The 16,432-nt window shown below is 54.2% G+C and carries 14 protein-coding genes; 8 read left to right on the plus strand and 6 right to left on the minus strand.

The window, feature by feature from the left end; translation table 11 throughout:
* Positions 1 to 6: 6 nt before the first annotated feature.
* The 3 genes from ACYVC2_RS25400 to ACYVC2_RS25410 form a co-directional block, all read right to left on the minus strand.
* Positions 7 to 351, minus strand: a complete 345-nt coding sequence (locus ACYVC2_RS25400) for a DUF4907 domain-containing protein (protein WP_461107081.1) — start codon at positions 349 to 351, stop codon at positions 7 to 9.
* A gap of 2 nt (positions 352 to 353) precedes the next feature.
* A complete protein-coding gene (locus tag ACYVC2_RS25405) occupies positions 354 to 1,448 on the minus strand; it encodes a Kelch repeat-containing protein (RefSeq protein ID WP_461107083.1) in 1,095 nt (364 codons plus the stop codon).
* A 335-nt stretch (positions 1,449 to 1,783) separates the two neighbouring features.
* Positions 1,784 to 3,271 carry a S41 family peptidase gene (locus tag ACYVC2_RS25410; protein WP_461107085.1) on the minus strand — a complete coding sequence of 496 codons (1,488 nt, stop codon included), beginning with the start codon at positions 3,269 to 3,271 and terminating at the stop codon, positions 1,784 to 1,786.
* A gap of 431 nt (positions 3,272 to 3,702) precedes the next feature.
* Between ACYVC2_RS25410 and ACYVC2_RS25415 the strand changes: the two genes are divergently transcribed.
* The 4 genes from ACYVC2_RS25415 to ACYVC2_RS25430 all read left to right on the plus strand — a co-directional run bounded on the left by ACYVC2_RS25415 (position 3,703) and on the right by ACYVC2_RS25430 (position 8,244).
* Positions 3,703 to 4,209, plus strand: a complete 507-nt coding sequence (locus ACYVC2_RS25415) for a gluconate 2-dehydrogenase subunit 3 family protein (RefSeq protein ID WP_461107243.1) — start codon at positions 3,703 to 3,705, stop codon at positions 4,207 to 4,209.
* A 64-nt stretch (positions 4,210 to 4,273) separates the two neighbouring features.
* Positions 4,274 to 5,986, plus strand: coding sequence for a GMC oxidoreductase (locus ACYVC2_RS25420; RefSeq protein ID WP_461107087.1), 1,713 nt, complete (start codon positions 4,274 to 4,276; stop codon positions 5,984 to 5,986).
* A gap of 12 nt (positions 5,987 to 5,998) precedes the next feature.
* Positions 5,999 to 6,673 carry a class I SAM-dependent DNA methyltransferase gene (locus ACYVC2_RS25425; protein ID WP_461107089.1) on the plus strand — a complete coding sequence of 225 codons (675 nt, stop codon included), beginning with the start codon at positions 5,999 to 6,001 and terminating at the stop codon, positions 6,671 to 6,673.
* Positions 6,674 to 6,921: 248 nt separating this feature from the next.
* A complete protein-coding gene (locus ACYVC2_RS25430) occupies positions 6,922 to 8,244 on the plus strand; it encodes a PQQ-dependent sugar dehydrogenase (protein WP_461107091.1) in 1,323 nt (440 codons plus the stop codon).
* 110 nt (positions 8,245 to 8,354) lie between these two features.
* Here ACYVC2_RS25430 and ACYVC2_RS25435 read toward each other — a convergent pair whose 3' ends face one another.
* Positions 8,355 to 9,890: a DUF1593 domain-containing protein gene (locus ACYVC2_RS25435; RefSeq protein ID WP_461107093.1), complete on the minus strand. Its 1,536-nt coding sequence runs from the start codon at positions 9,888 to 9,890 to the stop codon at positions 8,355 to 8,357.
* A 32-nt stretch (positions 9,891 to 9,922) separates the two neighbouring features.
* Entirely contained in the window at positions 9,923 to 11,167 is a 1,245-nt protein-coding gene (locus tag ACYVC2_RS25440; protein ID WP_461107095.1) for a hypothetical protein, read from the minus strand.
* 321 nt (positions 11,168 to 11,488) lie between these two features.
* On the opposite strand from ACYVC2_RS25440, the gene ACYVC2_RS25445 reads away from it, so the two are divergent.
* The 4 genes from ACYVC2_RS25445 to ACYVC2_RS25460 all read left to right on the plus strand — a co-directional run bounded on the left by ACYVC2_RS25445 (position 11,489) and on the right by ACYVC2_RS25460 (position 14,916).
* Positions 11,489 to 12,328 carry an alpha/beta hydrolase gene (locus ACYVC2_RS25445; protein WP_461107097.1) on the plus strand — a complete coding sequence of 280 codons (840 nt, stop codon included), beginning with the start codon at positions 11,489 to 11,491 and terminating at the stop codon, positions 12,326 to 12,328.
* A gap of 97 nt (positions 12,329 to 12,425) precedes the next feature.
* Positions 12,426 to 13,151 carry a DUF72 domain-containing protein gene (locus ACYVC2_RS25450; protein ID WP_461107099.1) on the plus strand — a complete coding sequence of 242 codons (726 nt, stop codon included), beginning with the start codon at positions 12,426 to 12,428 and terminating at the stop codon, positions 13,149 to 13,151.
* A gap of 88 nt (positions 13,152 to 13,239) precedes the next feature.
* Complete coding sequence (locus ACYVC2_RS25455) at positions 13,240 to 14,130, plus strand: sugar phosphate isomerase/epimerase family protein (protein WP_461107101.1); 891 nt, start codon at positions 13,240 to 13,242, stop codon at positions 14,128 to 14,130.
* An 87-nt stretch (positions 14,131 to 14,217) separates the two neighbouring features.
* Positions 14,218 to 14,916: a hypothetical protein gene (locus ACYVC2_RS25460; protein WP_461107103.1), complete on the plus strand. Its 699-nt coding sequence runs from the start codon at positions 14,218 to 14,220 to the stop codon at positions 14,914 to 14,916.
* Positions 14,917 to 15,010: 94 nt separating this feature from the next.
* Here the strand turns inward: ACYVC2_RS25460 and ACYVC2_RS25465 are convergent, their stop codons facing one another.
* On the minus strand, positions 15,011 to 16,375 hold the full coding sequence (locus tag ACYVC2_RS25465; RefSeq protein ID WP_461107105.1) for a GH1 family beta-glucosidase: 1,365 nt from the start codon (positions 16,373 to 16,375) through the stop codon (positions 15,011 to 15,013).
* Positions 16,376 to 16,432 lie beyond the last annotated feature (57 nt).

Raw genomic sequence — 16,432 nt, forward strand, 5'->3', positions numbered from 1 at the left:
AAGAATTCAGGGAATGTGTACGCCTAACTGGCGTAGTTCGTCACTCGTAAGCGTAGGCAGGGCCTTCGTTTTTTGTATTTTTTCGACCACCCACTCACCGACCCGCCGGGCCTGCTTCTGACTGGTAAAACCAACCATACCAGGTTGGCCTGGTATGGTTGGCTGGTGGATCACTACGTTGCCACGGTTCAGAATGTCGTAGCCCCAACCAGTTGAGGTAGAAAATACCTGAACCTGATACTCCGGTCGGCCAAACAGTTGGTAAACCGTCAGTGAAGCCAGACCCAGCAGAATCAGAACCAGTATCAGGCGAATGGAACGAGCGTTTGATCGGGACCGGGTTTGGTGCATGCTTATTCGATAACTTGCTCAACCGTTGGGCTAAAGTCCCACAGGTCGTCGAAGCGGGAGGAGCCGTTGCTTCCCGTCGTCACGTACCCTTTTCCGTTGATGGCAAACGCCACCGCGTAATTCCGGGTAGCCCCTTCGAAAACACCCAACGACGTCCATAGATCGGTGGTTGGATCATATTGCCAGACAACCGTCGAGTTGGTGGCCGAACCCAGGGTGATGTAGCCTTTTCCGTCGATGGCAAAGCCGACGCCGTAGCTGCGGGCAATAGTCGACTGGTCGGTGGTGAAATCCAGCTTCTGGGTCCACAGATCCTGCGACGGGTCATACACGTACCAGTCTTTCTGCGGAGTGGCGTTGTTGTTGCCCGTGCCCATGTAGGCCATGTTGTTGATCACGAAAGCTACCGCGCCTTCCCGCTTGGCACCGCCGTAGCTGGCTACTTTAGTCCAGGTACCGGTAGCTCCGGCTGCCGGATCGAACGCCCACATGTCTTTCAGGTAGTTGCCGTCGTTGCCGCAGGCTACGTACCCTTTGTTGTTGATGGCAAATGCGGTTGCACTCGTGCGGGCAGTACCGCCAAAATCCGCCACAGCCCGCCATTTATCGGTGCTTGGGTCGTACTCCCAGAAGTCTTTCAGTTTGTCGGTGTTGACGTTGTTACCGGTTCCGAGGTAGCCTTTGTTGCCGACCGAAAAACCGACCGCCAGGTTACGCGCCTGTCCCGGAAAATTAGCTTTCTGTGTCCAGGCGTTTTTTGCTGGATCGTAAGCCCAGAAATCCTGTAGCAACTGGCTTTTAGTATCCAGTCCGGTACCCATATAAGCGATGTTGTTGATCACGAAACTCGATGCTCCCGACCGGGCCACGCCTTCAAACTCCGACTTTACAGTCCAGTCGCCCAGGGTCGTAACGGTCGACGAGCCACCGCAGCCGATCAGCAAACCACTCCAGCCGAGGCAAATCAGGCCCAAAGCCCAGTTGATGCGCTGTTGCTTTTTTGTATGCGTAGGAGCGGTAGAAAAAGAGTGCTCAGCAGATACAGATGTCGGCTGTGGGTTTTTCGCCGAACCAAATCGAAATGGTAAATGAATCATGAAAAAAGAGCGTAAACGAACGAATAGAAACGTAAAGGTATAGCAATTTGAGTTAAGTACGATAGGTTTGCCACGCCGGTAAGGGTAACCCCACTCCTGACGAAGCCGTTATGAATTGCTGAAAAAACGGCATTGGCTGGTAGAACAGGGCCATCGGCTGGTCCGATTCATCGGACAAAATTACACCAAACACCCATTACTTACCAACGCCGGGGATTCATAAAAATTCTTAATTCGACCCCTAATTGTGAAACAATCGCGATTAAAACGAAACGACTACGTCACAAAGACCCCCTTCGTGACGTAGTCGTTGGAAAGCCAACAAAATTTAATCTCTACAATTTCAGGCTTTTAAGCGCCCGCACCATCGAGTAGCCACCCGCCTTACGCTGTAGCGAAGAACCCAGCGCCGGCAGTTTGTTTCCAGCCACAGCACGCTGCCGAAGGTTCGCCGTTCCACCCGCAATCTGCCCCAGGGCCGTGTTCAGCAGGGCTTCGTTCGTATCACCCAAAGGCAGAAGGTTGATTGGTTCGTCGACTTCGACGTTCGGGGTAAATCCGGTGGCGTAGTCCGACTGCCCCAGGCTATTGTACGAGCGGAAAACGATGGGTTGCATCCCCCAGGTAATCTTGCCGGTATCGTCGGTGATGGTAATGGAACCAACGTTTTTGCCGACGGTTGTCGTTCCGATGGTCGTTACAGTCATGTAGGGGCGCAGGCCGTTGATAATCAGTTCGCTGGCCGACGCCGTATGGTCGGAGGTCAGCACGAACACCCGCGAAAGATTCGTACCGATGTTCTGCGATTTATCCAGGAAGTTCTGAATGAAAAAGCTCGATCCGTATGCCTGCTGCAATTCGGGGGTAACCGTACTGTTCCATTCCTCACGGAAATACAGCTTACTCGAACTGATGCCTTTGCCAATCAGGCTGGCCAGGTTGGCCGACGACGAAGTGTATCCGCCCGGATTGTAGCGCAGATCGAGTACCAGCTCATTGACGCCCTGGGCTTTAAAATTACTGAAGATCGCATCGACCTGTGCGTCGTATTCGTTGGTGTTGCTGCCATTGGCCCCCGGAACGAACTGGTTATAAACCAGGTAGCCCACTTTTTTGCTACCAACAGTATAGACCGAATCCAGAAATACCGGGTTTTCCTGAAATGTCGTAGCGGTTACGTTGACCGTTTTATCCGTATCGATCAGGGTCGAGCCGCTGACGGAAGCAAATCCGTACGTATAGGTTGTACCCGAAAACAACAGGTCAGAATAGTTGGTCGTGGTAATCGATTGCCCGTTTACTTTCGTAATGATGTCTCCGCGCTTAATCCCCGCCAGTTGCGCGGGCGAGTTCGGCAGTACGTATAAGACCTGCGCAATTACCGCCGTCGAGCCCGACGCCCGCAGGTACAGGTTAAACTCCATGCCCGTCGTCGTCGATTGACCGCTCAGTTCCGCTTTCAGCGTAGACGCGTCTTCGATCCAGGAAAACCGGTCGCCGGTCGGGTTAGTCGTAGCGTCGTATTTGTTCAGTAACGAATCGAAAAATTTGTCGGGAGCGAGGGTTGTGTCGGGGTTAGCCGGAATCTTATCGTTCCAGTAATATACTTCCCGCATATTTCCCAAAATCCAGTCGTTGATGGCCTGATTGCCGCTCGAACTGGTGGTGATTCCCGTTTGGGGGGTAACGACATCGGCTGCTTTTTTACAGGATGCCAGGGTTGATACGAAGCCGACGATCAGTACCCATTTCAGTGTCGTCAGGCGAAATTGTAGCGGGCTGACGAAGTTTTTCAACGGAAGAGTCTTTACGTAATTTTTCATCTGTGCTTGTTGTAATTGACTTGCTTAACTATTCATCGTACGACCGGATGAAGTCGATTGTTGCAGCGCCGACAGCCGGAGCGGGAGATTTAACGGCAGTTTAATGCATTGAATCGACGGATGGGCGGATTGAATCGATGAACCAGAAAAAAGTAATCGGTACGTCTCAGCGTGGCAAAACCACGGGTTATTCAGCTAGATAAATAACGCCCGCCGACAGGGGAACGTTCGAAAAATACGCCTTTTAGTAGATAAATTTTATAGAAATAATAGGGTTTGTTCCTGCCTTAGGGAAATCCCCAGAATTGACAGTATAGGGGCAAAATCTGCCGGGTACTGTACAGATTCGTGCCCGTTTGTTTTGTATCTTTGACAGAATAAACAGAACTGTAGTAAGTACTCCTGTGGAAAGACGTAATGCGTTAAAAACAATGGCCGGTGCCGTTGGCGGGCTCATCAGCCTGCCCGCCTGGGCCAACGGCTGGACAACCGAAACGACCCGCCTGACCCGGCAACTGCTGTCGGCAGGGCAGACCGATCTGCTGGCGGATATGGCCGAAACCATTATCCCGGCAACCGATACGCCCGGTGCGAAAGCCCTGAACGTTCATCAGTTCATTCAGAAAATGGTCATGGACTGTTACGACAAAAAAGCGCAGGATTCGCTGAAAAATGGCCTGGATTCGCTCGATGGCCTGGCACAGAAAGCGTTTAACAAGCCGTTTCACGAAGGCGACGCGACCCAGCGGACGGCGCTGCTCACCCAACTGGCCCAGGACCCTGCCCAGAAGGATTTCTACGGTCTGGTGAAGGGGTTGACCATTCGTGGCTACATGACCTCGGAGTACGTGATGACCAACCTGACCCATTACCAGTTCATTCCCGGTCATTATCACGGCTGCGTTCCCGTTTCTAACAAGCAGGCTAAGAGCCACTAATCTTTATCAGTACGGTAACCGGGCGACTTTCGGTTATCGACTGGTAAGTATCGACGACTTTCTCATGTCTTACCTCAATATCGACGCTCAGGCGCAAAATACCTACGATGCCATCGTCATCGGCTCGGGCATCAGTGGCGGATGGGCCGCTAAAGAACTCACCGGTAAAGGGCTCCGGACCCTCGTTCTCGAACGCGGCCGCGACGTCCGGCACGTAACCGACTATCCCACGACCAACATGCAGCCGTGGGAGTTCGAACACCGCAACCAGCTCCGACGGGAAGTGCGTGACGCCAACCCGATCATCAGTAAATGTTACGCCTTCTACGAAGGCACCGAACAGTTTTTCGTGAAAGATGCCGAGCATCCGTACGTGCAGGAAAAACCGTTCGACTGGATTCGGGGCTACCAGGTCGGCGGTAAATCGCTGATGTGGGCACGTCAGACGCAGCGCTGGAGCGATTTTGATTTCGGCGGTCCTGCCCGCGACGGCTATGCAGTCGACTGGCCGATCCGGTACGCCGACATTGCACCCTGGTACAGCTACGTGGAGCGATTTGCGGGGATTACCGGCAACAAAGACGGCCTGGCAACCCTGCCCGACGGTGAGTTTCTGCCCCCGCACGAGTGGAACTGCGTCGAGAAACATTTTCAGCAAAAAATAGCGGCTAAATACAAAGACCGGCACGTGATCATGGGCCGGGCGGCTCACCTGACCCAACCCCAGCCGATTCATTACCAGCAGGGGCGGGCGCAGTGCCAGCATCGTACCATCTGCGAACGGGGTTGCCCATTCGGTGGGTACTTCAGCAGCAACTCCACGACCATTCCGTGGGCGGCAAAAACGGGTAAAATGACCCTGCGACCCAACTCCGTCGTGCATTCGATCATTTACGACGAGCAGAAAGGGCGGGCTACGGGCGTTCGGGTAATCGATACCAACACCAAACAGATGCAGGAATTTTATGCCCGGGTAATTTTCCTGAATGCGGCTGCGCTGAACTCGAACCTGGTGCTGCTGAACTCTACCTCGCACCGGTTTCCGAACGGGCTGGGTAACGACAGTGGGGTACTGGGCAAATACGTGGCCTTCCACAACTACCGGGCTGGTATCTCAGGCGAATACGACGGTAACCTCGACTCGACCACCGACGGCCGACGACCCAACAGCCCGTATATTCCTCGCTTCCGGAACGTGCTGAAGCAGGAAACGAATTTCCTCCGGGGTTATGCTGCCGGCTTTTCGGCCGGCCGTTCGTCGCATTCGGATCAGAGTGGGCTTGGTGCGGATCTGAAAGACAGCCTGCTGAACCCGAAACTGGGCGGCTGGTACGTCGGCTCGCACATGATGGGCGAAACGATTCCGAAAGAAACGAATTACGTAGCGCTCGACAAGAGCCTGAAAGACCCCTTCGGGATACCGCAGCTAAAAATTTCCATCGAATACGACGATAACGACGATAAGATGGTGAAGGACTATCAGGAGCAACTGACGGAGATGTTTACCGAAGCCGGTTTTAAAAACATCCGCGTTCGCGACGACAAGCGCAATCCGGGCCTCGATATTCACGAGATGGGGGGCGCCCGGATGGGTAAAGACCCGAAGACGTCTATCCTGAATAAATGGAACCAGATGCACGCCGTGAAAAATGTATTCGTGACGGATGGCGCCAGTATGACTTCGACGTCTACGCAGAATCCGTCGCTCACCTACATGGCCTTCTCGGCCCGCGCTGTCGACTATGCGGTGAAGGCGATGAAGAAAGGACTGGTTTAATCGAAGCAATCCATGAAAAAGGCATCTGCAAAATCAGATGCCTTTTTTCGTCATCAGAAAACCAACCACCTGAATCAACATCGAATGGGTACCGACGATCACCAAATTGGCGAAGTCTACGAAGCCATCGCTGACTGGTTCGACCAGAACCGAACCAAAACCCTGCTCGAAAAACCGTGGCTGGATGCGCTGCTCGATCAAATTCGGCCTAACCCGTCGGTGCTGGACCTGGGCTGCGGAACCGGCGAACCCATTGCCAGCTATCTGATCGAGCGGGGTTGTCAACTGACCGGCGTCGATGGCTCGTCGAAGATGATTGCCAGGTGCCGGGAGCGGTTCCCGGATCAGGTGTGGCTCGTTGCCGACATGCGGACGCTGTCCCTTTCCCGGACGTTCGATGCCGTCATTGCCTGGGATAGCTTCTTTCACCTCGACCACGAGGCCCAGCGTTCGATGATGGATGCCTTTGCGCACTACACCAGCAGTGGGGGCGTGGTGCTATTCAACTCCGGGAGTGAACATGGAGTAGCCTACGGGGAAATGAACGGGCATGTCGTATACCACGCCAGTCTCGACGCGGCAGATTACCGATCCATCTTGAATGAACATGGGTTTACCGTACTACGCCACACCGTCGATGACCCCGAGTGCGGAGGGCGCACGGTCTGGCTGGCAAAAAAAGATTGAGGTATCGCGGACTTTAGTCCGCTTGGTCGTTGTCAGAAAAGCGGCCTGAAGTCCGCGATATCAGTCCGCTACACAAGTATACATCCGTGTATGAGTAGAAGGCTAAGGATCTTCGGTGAATTCGTCCCTGATCCCTGGGACGAAGAAAAAAGTCATATGAACGCCGGAACCGGCCCGAATCAGTAGTATGTACGGCGAATGAAACGCTTTTATGGGCGGGAGAACACATACCCTTTTTTGAGCAACCAATGAATAAACAATCGATTCACCTTGCCTGCCTGCTCGCTCTGTTGGTCATCCACGACGGTTTTAGCGAAACGAATCCAGGCAAGCCCCCGGTATCAGCAACTCATCAGTCAAAACAGGCGATTGCCCCCGCCGATTTAAAATTGCCTTCTGGCTTTTCGGCTACCATTGTGGCCCAGGAACTGGGGGCTGCCCGCCATATTGTCGTTAGTAAAACCGGCGATATCTACGTAAAACTGGCCAAGCTGAAAGACGGGAAAGGCATCTACCGCCTGCGCGACACCGACAACGATGGCCTCATCGACGAACGGGTCGGCTTCGGCGATTATCCGGGAACGGGCATTCTGATCAAGAATGGTTACCTGTATGCCTCATCGAACAACAGCATCTTCCGTTATCCACTCAACGACAAACAGGAAGTTATTAATCCGGATCAGCCCGAAAAGCTGGTGTCGGGTTTGCGGGAAACCGACCGGGATAAATCGAAATCGATTGCTGTCGATAATCAGGATAATATTTACGTCAATATCGCGTCCGATAACGATGCGTGCCGGGTGGCTGGTACCGGAAAAGGCATGATGCCCTGTCCGCTGCTGGATTCGGCGGCAGGTATCTGGCGGTTCAAAGCCAACGTGCCCGACCAGTCGTTTTCGAAGGGCGCCCGGTTTGCCACAGGGTTGAAAAACGTAGTGGGGCTGGACTGGAACCCGAAAACCAACTCGCTGTTTGTCATGCAACACGGTCGGGGAAAGTTCGATGATTTCTACCCCCAGTATTACACGCCCCAGCAGAGTGCCGAACTGCCCGCCGAAACCATGTATGAGGTACACCAGGGCGACGATGCCGGCTGGCCATATATTTATTACGACCAAAAGCAGAAGAAGAAAATCATGGCGCCCGAGTACGGTGGCGATGGAAAAAAGACGGGGGGCGAAAAAGCCATCAACCCGGTGGCCGCTTTCCCGGCGCACATGGGACCTAATGCGCTGTTGTTCTACACCGGCACTGCGTTTCCGGAGCGTTACCGGAACGGCGCGTTCATCGCCTTTCATGCCCAGTCGCAGGAGCTGCACAAAGGGTATCTGGTCGGGTTCGTGCCGTTTAAGAACGGGAAACCGTCGGGCCCCTGGGAAATCTTCGCCGATAATTTTGCGGGTATTGATCTGCTCAAACCAACGGGCCCGGTTCAGCACCGGCCCTGTGGACTGGCGCAGGGACCCGACGGCTCGCTCTACGTAACGGACGACCTAAACGGGACGCTGTTCCGGATCAGCTACGCCGGAGCCGCATCGGCTAAAAAAATGACGGCCTCGCAAAAGAAATAGGTCAAACAAAAACGGATGCGTCCCGACCCTGTGGCTGTGCTGCGATGGGGTCGGGACGCATCCGTTTGATAAATAAACTGGTCGCCAGCGATGGACAATCGTTGGGGGAATCAGTTGGGCGTCACCTCGACGATGACTCGTTTGTAGCGGCTCAGCGCAGGGCTGCCCTTATCCGTTACGCGCAGGATAAAATGAATCGTCTGGGGTTTGTCTACCGTTGGGGCCGTTACGGGCAGGTCGTATAAATTGGCTGCGTACGGGCGAAAACTGACCAGCCCCGGGAAGGTTCCCGCTTCGGGATACTGAAACCACAGGTAGCTCATGGAATCGCCGTCTGGATCGGTGGTGCCTGCTGCGTTCAAATGAAACAATTCGCCTGATTTTACCCGCAGATGGTCGGAATGAGCCAGAGCCGGCCGGGGGGGATGATTTACGTCATTATACGGTTTGATACACCAGTCCATTCGGGCAGCAAAATCGTTCTGAAAATCGGATCGCCACCGCCAGATCGTGGTTTCGATACTCCTGGGAGGCTGCGGCTCGGCGGGTTCCATGTAGGATTTGCGGGGCAGGGCACTGCTGTAGAGTGAGTCGGCCGCATTGGTCCAGATCGGGCGGGTTTCGAGCTCATCCTTCGGGAAGTCCGGTCGCGAAAAGCGACCGCGCGGGGGCAGTGAGGTCGGCTGATAAAAGGTGTAGCGGCCGCCCCAGCCGCCGTAGTCCGGATGTTCCGGCTCGTTCAATCCGTTCGGAATCAGCCCCAGGTAGGTGGGTGTGTCACCTTCCATGCCGTAGGCGACATCGGGATAAAGTGCCCCCATCGGGCCGTGACCCTGCTGAATATGTTGCGCCAGCCAATCGCTGCTGATCGATTCGGGATGGGTGCCGGGGCTGGTGATATTAATGCCCCGCCAGGTAGCCTGCTCGTAGCCGTATCCCGGACTGCAAACGAAGAAAATAGCAGGAAACGTTTTGCGAATCCACGGTCCCGAATCATCCTGGTCCGAAATGGTGTAGACGCGCAGTTTGCGGTATGCTTTTTCGGCTTCCTGGGGCGAACGGGTCTTTTTGATTTTCCACAATGCCTGGGCCAGGGTGTTGGGCCCGCCCCAGACCGAAACCCAAAGCGGGCGCGGGTCGGCTTTGTCCAATTGATTGATGATCCAGTCCGATCCTTCCGAATCGTGCCCTTCTCCTACACCAGCCATGCCATAGACGGCCAATCCTTTTTTAACGACCGCTTTTAGCTGACTAGCCGTGGGGTAGCCGGACTCGTGTTTCAGTAGATTCGGTTGAATTTTCCCATAAGCGTCCAGAATCTGGTGAATGGTTTCGGGCGCTACCCGGCTTTTCTGATGAATGGAAGTCGTGGCGATGAGTCCCTCGGTATCCCATTGATTGGCGTAGGTAAGGAACCGAACTAATGACTGCGAATCGTCGGGGTCGGCTTCGATATCGGTCAATACCAGCACGCGCCGTTTGGGCTGAGGCTGCCCGAAGAGGCTGATCGACAGGGCGAGCCCGATGGACAGCATAACGAATCGGTTGAACAGGTGTCGGGTCATGGAGGGTTTCGTGAGCGTCGCCGAAAAATAGGCATTTATTGGGATGATATTACCGGCCGGCAGGATTGCCAGACAAATCATACACCCAGGCCGACTAAACAGCGAAAAAAGCCTTACTTAAACCCAAAGAGAAACGGAAACAGAAACGTCACGATCATGGTCCATAAAGCGTAAAGGGGCAGGTAGGTAGCAATGGCTCTTCCGACAGTCGTCAGGTCCGCTTTGCGGAAGAGGACGCTGAAAAGCTGCGCTGTAACCAGCAGCAGGTTCACTAAAATCAGCACATTACCTCCCAGTACGGCAGCTCGGTTGGGGGTGATTCCCCACTCGGAAATCCGGAACAGAATGGCCGATAGGGCAATACCGTTGAGGAGAATGGTAACGACGGAGAGCAGAAAAACAACCCAGATTTCGCCCCTGCTTTTCGGCGCTTTGGTCGTTTCGGCAATGGAAAAGAAAATGATGGCCATCACGCCGATGAGCAGGGCATTGAAGATCAACAGAAAATCCCGGTTGTTATATGGGTCTTTACCCGAGTAAATAATGGCCACCAGGTAAATGACCAGCATAACGAGCACCAGCGGGCTGAAAATGCGGGCCAGCACCGGCGACACTTTACCGACCAGTTTTGGATTGCTTTGGGTCAGATAGGTACCGACGATGGGAGCGGCCGGCAGCCCAAAAACGACTACGTTTTCGAAGTAGAACTTTTGAATGTGAAAACCGATCAGCTCGAATAGCCCGATGGTCAACCCGGTCATGATACCACCGGCGATCAGGATGAGGGTAGTCATAACGATCAGCTCGCCATTGTACCGCAAATAACTAAGCCGGTTCAGGGCATTCATTTGGCCCTCACCGATAAAAGCAACGCCCAGAATACACCAAAGGAACAGGACAAGGTGAATACAGGATAGAATCAGGGTGTCGCTTTTGGGGGCATTGGGCAGGAAATTGATAAACAGTAAACCCGCCAGGGTTAGGCCCGTGATCAGAGCGATCTTGCCGGTTGCCACGTTGTTTTTCCAGATAAAGTAGGCCATCAGCGCCGGAAAAAGGATAAAACCAATATTTCGGGGGTAGAAATATTCAGGATTTATCGATAAAAATGTCGGTAATCTGGCCACTAAACCAGCCATCAGGGCTGCTAGGATGACCACGCCCAATTCCTGGCTGGTGCCCCACTGAATGTCATCGTTTTCGTAGGCCAGCCGTTCGTTCCAGAAGTCGGCGAGTGGGTTGCCCTTCAGGTCCGGATAGAGCATGCTGAACTCCCGTTTAAAAGGAGCCTTGTTGCGTCGATACATTTTTTCGAGCTGCCGGGGGTCGTTTAAATAGGCGAGTATGTCTTCTCTCATGAATATAATGGGTTATACGCTTAACCGGTTAAAACCAGACCTATACAAACCATAAATAATAGCAATGTCCACAAAGCACCAAACCGGGTTCCTGATACTGCTCAAGAATAGTCTTTTTTAAAAGTACTTTGCGTTTCAAAGTTAAATAGAAATTATCAGGATGCAAGTACTGCCAGATTTTTTTAGGGGGCTCTCCACTGACTGTTTTCCTGGACAGACACGCGTGTCATAAGGCAATCTGTGGCCAGGGAGGTTAACATTTCTTAAGAGCGAACCTAACGTCCGATCGCTTAGCTTTGACCCCAACGAATTCGGGCTAAGATGGTACCAAAACGTAGATGGCGGAAAAGGCTCTGGATCGGGCTGTCGATCGGCTTTATCCTTTATAGTGGGGTGTATCTGTTTCTGTATGCCAGCAAAGATGAGCAGACAAACCGGTATCGGTCTACGGTACTACCGGACGAATTCCGGTACAGCTTTCCTCCGCCGGTCGAGGAGTTGACCGTGCAAACTCCGCACGGAGGTTTGTTGAATGCCCTGCTCTTTAAAGTTCCTGAAGCCAAAGGAGTGGTCTGTTTCTGGAAGGGCAATGGGGGAACCTTAGCCAACTGGGGGGCTATGGCACCTACATTTCTTCGATCAGGCTACGATATACTGATTACCGACTACCGGCAGCACGGTAAAAGTAAAGGACCCATCAGCCTGGCGAATTTCTACAGTGACGCCCAAACGGTGTACGATTCCCTGACGCATCGGTATCCAAAGACTAAGATCGTTATTTGCGGCTACTCACTGGGGGGGCGGGTCGCTGCTCACCTGGCCGCTACCAATCGTCCCCGATGCACGCTACTGATCGATCCGGCTTCGGCTGGTGGCGATTTCAGTGATCGGTTTACGGATCTGGTATATTTTCCGTTTCCCTCGGTAAATGGGTTCGTATTTCCTACCGAAACCGACGTGCAACAGGCTCCGCATCCGGTTGTGGTGATCAGCACAGACAACGTCCACAGTACGGCCTATACGCTAAAAAATTATTTAACCGCTAAGGATCGGTTTGTTGTTTTGCCGGGCACTACCCATGAAACGATTTTAACCCACCCCCAAACCCTGAAGTGGATCGAACAACTGTTGGTAAACGCCGGAGCTGGTAAGCAACGATAGCACCCGGCTACGGTAACAATAACCCAGTGGGTTACCTGATTCTGTAAGGTTCCGCTGCTTCTCCAAACAATCGGCTTCGCCTGAAGTCATGTAAGGTATGAGCATTCACATTGGCACCTCGGGCTGGAGCTACGACCATTGGCAGGGGGTTCTGTATCCGCCCGGCACGCCCGTTCACGACCGGCTGGGCTATTACGTGCAGCGGTTTCAGACCGTCGAACTGAACAGCAGTTTCTACCGCTGGCCGAAGCAGTCTACCTTTGCCGGCTGGCGACAACGGTTGCCCGACGGGTTTCGGCTCACCGTCAAGGCTCCCCGCGGACTTACCCACGCCAAGAAACTGTACGCCCCCGAGGTCTGGATGGAGCGTATTAAAACCTGCTGGCACGAACTGCGCGAAAAGCGGGCCGTGCTGCTGGTGCAGCTTTCACCCAATCACAGCTACGACTACGACCGGCTGGGTTATTTCCTGGATCAGATTCCGCCCTGGATGCAGACGGCCGTCGAGTTCCGTCATCCGAGCTGGCATACCGAAGCCATTTTCACGCTGCTCGAGCAGCGCCAGGTAGCCTACTGCATTATGAGTGGCGCACAGTTGCCCTGCATTCTGCGCGCGACGGCCCCGTTTGTGTACGTGCGGATGCACGGCCCCGATACGGAACACCTGTACGGCGGCTCCTATTCGGATGCGGACCTGCGCTGGTGGGCCGACCGTATCCGCGAGTGGGCAGGTTCAGGAAAGGAGGTCTTCGTCTATTTTAACAACGACGGCGGGGGCCATGCGGTGCGTAATGCCGAAACCCTGCGCTGGCTTGTCGGGTAGGGGAACAGTATACCGAATCGTTCCCCGGCTTTAGCCACTACAGGCGCGGGTACGTTGCCCGCTGTCCAGGAAGCTACCTATGCATTCTATGAATCACTCCCCCAAGATTACCCGTAAAGAGTTTCTTAAACTTGGCGCTCTGGCCACGTCGGCCGCCTTTCTACCGCAACTGGATGCTTTTGCGGCCTCGCCCAAAAAAGTGGGCCTGCAGCTCTACACCCTGCGCGACCTGATGGCTAAAGACCCCGACGGCACGCTTAAAAAAGTGGCTCAGATAGGCTATAAAGAAGTCGAATCATTCGGCTATTCGGATGGTAAGTTCTTTGGCAAAACGCCGAAAGCCTACGCCGATTTTCTGAAAAGCCTGGGCTTGTCGGCACCGAGCGGGCACTACACGACCGGTAAAACGATGCCCAAAACCAAAGGAACCCTGACTAACGACTGGAAGCGGGCGGTAGACGATGCGGCTGCGATCGGGCAGAAATACATGGTCTGCGCGTATCTGTTTCCCGATGAACGGAAGAAACTGGACGACTATAAGGCATTTGCGGACCTCTTCAACAAATCGGCTGAGGTTTGTAAAGCTGCCGGGATTCAGTTCTGTTACCACAACCACGACTTCGAGTTTAAGGAAATGGACGGTAAACTGCCGTACGACGTACTGGTGAATGGCACCGACAAAAACCTGGTTAAACTCGAACTCGACCTGTACTGGGCAACTTTTGCCAAGCAGGACCCCGTAGCGCTGTTCAAAAAACACCCGGGTCGGTTCCCGCTCTGGCACATCAAAGACATGGAAAAAACACCCGAACGTGCTTTCGCCCCCGTTGGAACGGGCTCGATCGATTTCCAGCGTATTTTCGATGCACAGAAAACCGCCGGTCTGACGCATTACTTCGTCGAACAGGACGTCTGCAAACTTCCCCCCCTGGAGTCGATCGCCATCAGCTACAAAAATATCGAGAAAATGAAGGTTTAGCGGGTAAGGGCTGCGGGCGTGGGGTACCTGGTTTTTCTGCTACCCCACGCCCGCAGCCCTTACCCCTTACCCCAACCCGAAACGAACATGAAAATCTGTTTATGCGTAATCATGTTTTTCGCTGGAATCATGGCTGGCTATGGTCAACACACCGAGTTTTCGGTGCGGGTCGGTACCGGGCTGTTTTCGTACCGGGGGAACTATGCGGCCAGTGAGACTAAGCTTAATCTCATGGATGCCTACGTGTCGAATCCGTATGGCCGGGCGAGTAGGTTTAGTTATGGTGTGAACGGCCAAGTCCAGCAACTCACGAAACAGGGGTTGATTTACGGGGGGCAACTGGGATATGAAAGACTAAGCAGCCGCGTGGCAATAACCGCGCTCATGGGCGATTTTGGCCCGATTCCGGCCAATGGCCGCGCCGTTCTCAAAACGGATTTTATCAACGTCAACCCATTCATTGGCAGGCGGTTCGGTTCCGATGACTTTTGTGTAGATGCCACAGTCGGGCTCGATGCCGCTATCGGACTTAACAGCCGGGTTTGGGGCAGCCTCGTCCTGGATCAACCATTGGTTCGTATGGAAACCAATTCGCGATGGCCCATGCCCGACGTAGACATTCGTCCGCGTCTGAACCTGACGGGGTATTGCCGGGCGTTTGGGCTGAGCATTGGGTACTCCCACGGGCTGTCGAACTACGCGGGTACCCGCTTCAGCGACGATGCAAAAATCTATTCCCAGTTCTGGCGCGCATCCCTGACCTATCGGCTTGGTAAACGGCCCTAATGGTCTTTCTCTGCCACCCCCGCTCCCTGCCATCCTTCCCCACAACATAACTTTTCCCTGCAATCCTTGCCCCTTTGCCCTCATCCCTACGCCCTTACCCATTCAGCAACTGCTGAAACCAGCGCCCCGACGCCTTAATAATCCGCTTTTGGGTTCGGAAATCGACATAGACAAGCCCGAAGCGGGGGCGATACCCTTCCGCCCACTCGAAATTGTCGAGGAACGTCCAGGCAAAATAGCCCTCGACCGGAAGGCCTTCCTGTTTTGCCCGCAGCACTTGCCGAATGTAATTCTGGTGGTACTCGACCCGGGCGGTATCGTTGACCACTCCCTGCACAACCGAATCATAAAAAGCGGCCCCGCTTTCGGTGATGTACAACTTCCGGATGCCGTCGTACTGACTGAATTGTCGAATGATCCGGTACATGCTTTCTGGATACACCTCCCAGCCCATTTCGGTCAGTGTTGGCACGTTGCGCCGAAGCGGAGACACATCTTTGGCCCAGATATAGGGCATCAGATACGACTGCTCGACCACCGCCCGGAAATAATGCTGCAGACCAATGAAATCGAAGTCGAACGCCAGCCGTTCCATGTCGCCGGGTTTGGCGACTCGTTTGGCAATGCCGCTCAGAAAGGACAATTCCTGCGTAGGATAGCCCATACCCAGCGCTGGCTCGATGAAGAGCCGGTTCATCAGCGCATCGACCCGCCGGGCAGCGGCCTGGTCGCGGGAAGTGAATGGATCGATGGGCGAACAGGAAAAGGTCGTGCCGACCTGCGCCTGCGGTACGTTCTGCCGGACGATGCGCCCGCCTTCAGCCTGGGCCAGAGTGGTATGATGAATGACGGGCAGCAGATTCCGCAGGCTCCGGCGGCCGGGCGCGTGCTGCCCCGTAAAATACCCCAGTATCGAAAACGCCAGGGGTTCGTTCAGGATGATCCAGTGCTTGACTTTATGCCCAAAGGCTTTGGTGCAGACATCCACATACTCCGCAAACCAGTCGACACATTTCCGGTTCGGCCAGCCACCCAGGTTCTCGAGCGCCTGGGGCAAATCCCAATGGTAAAGGGTGATCCAGGGAGTAATGCCCAGCGCCAGGCAGTGGTCGATCAACTGGTTGTAAAAACGCAGGCCCAGTTCGTTGATGCGCCCGCCCTGGCCAGGCCCGATGCCGTCGGGCAAAATGCGCGACCAGGAAAGCGAAAAGCGAAAAGCAGTAAAACCGAGTTCTTTATGAAGCCTCAGGTCCGACTCATAGCGGTCGTAGAATTCGCAGGCAACGTCGGCCGTTTCGCCGGTTTTGATCTTACCTTTCTGCCGGCCGAATGTATCCCATACGCAGGGCGTCCGCCCGTCGCGATCGACCGCTCCTTCAATCTGGTACGCTGCGGTGGCCGTTCCCCAGACAAAATCAGGGCCAAAGGCCTGGCGGTTCAACTCGGAAAGGATAGGCACAGAGGAAGGCTGAAGCGTCGACACAGGTAATAAGGCGGCTAATCGAGGTCAAAGCTA

The sequence above is a fragment of the Spirosoma koreense genome, from assembly GCF_054777875.1.

What these genes read in the sequence shown, in the direction of transcription:
- ACYVC2_RS25435 (WP_461107093.1), bottom strand. Translation starts at nt 9,890, where the DNA reads ATGATTTGTCTGGCAATCCTGCCGGCCGGTAATATCATCCCAATAAAT.
- ACYVC2_RS25425 (WP_461107089.1), top strand. Translation starts at nt 5,999, where the DNA reads ATGAAAAAGGCATCTGCAAAATCAGATGCCTTTTTTCGTCATCAGAAA.
- ACYVC2_RS25415 (WP_461107243.1), top strand. Translation starts at nt 3,703, where the DNA reads ATGGCCGGTGCCGTTGGCGGGCTCATCAGCCTGCCCGCCTGGGCCAAC.
- ACYVC2_RS25450 (WP_461107099.1), top strand. Translation starts at nt 12,426, where the DNA reads ATGAGCATTCACATTGGCACCTCGGGCTGGAGCTACGACCATTGGCAG.
- ACYVC2_RS25405 (WP_461107083.1), bottom strand. Translation starts at nt 1,448, where the DNA reads ATGATTCATTTACCATTTCGATTTGGTTCGGCGAAAAACCCACAGCCG.
- ACYVC2_RS25400 (WP_461107081.1), bottom strand. Translation starts at nt 351, where the DNA reads ATGCACCAAACCCGGTCCCGATCAAACGCTCGTTCCATTCGCCTGATA.
- ACYVC2_RS25420 (WP_461107087.1), top strand. Translation starts at nt 4,274, where the DNA reads ATGTCTTACCTCAATATCGACGCTCAGGCGCAAAATACCTACGATGCC.
- ACYVC2_RS25455 (WP_461107101.1), top strand. Translation starts at nt 13,240, where the DNA reads ATGAATCACTCCCCCAAGATTACCCGTAAAGAGTTTCTTAAACTTGGC.
- ACYVC2_RS25430 (WP_461107091.1), top strand. Translation starts at nt 6,922, where the DNA reads ATGAATAAACAATCGATTCACCTTGCCTGCCTGCTCGCTCTGTTGGTC.
- ACYVC2_RS25445 (WP_461107097.1), top strand. Translation starts at nt 11,489, where the DNA reads ATGGTACCAAAACGTAGATGGCGGAAAAGGCTCTGGATCGGGCTGTCG.
- ACYVC2_RS25440 (WP_461107095.1), bottom strand. Translation starts at nt 11,167, where the DNA reads ATGAGAGAAGACATACTCGCCTATTTAAACGACCCCCGGCAGCTCGAA.
- ACYVC2_RS25410 (WP_461107085.1), bottom strand. Translation starts at nt 3,271, where the DNA reads ATGAAAAATTACGTAAAGACTCTTCCGTTGAAAAACTTCGTCAGCCCG.
- ACYVC2_RS25460 (WP_461107103.1), top strand. Translation starts at nt 14,218, where the DNA reads ATGAAAATCTGTTTATGCGTAATCATGTTTTTCGCTGGAATCATGGCT.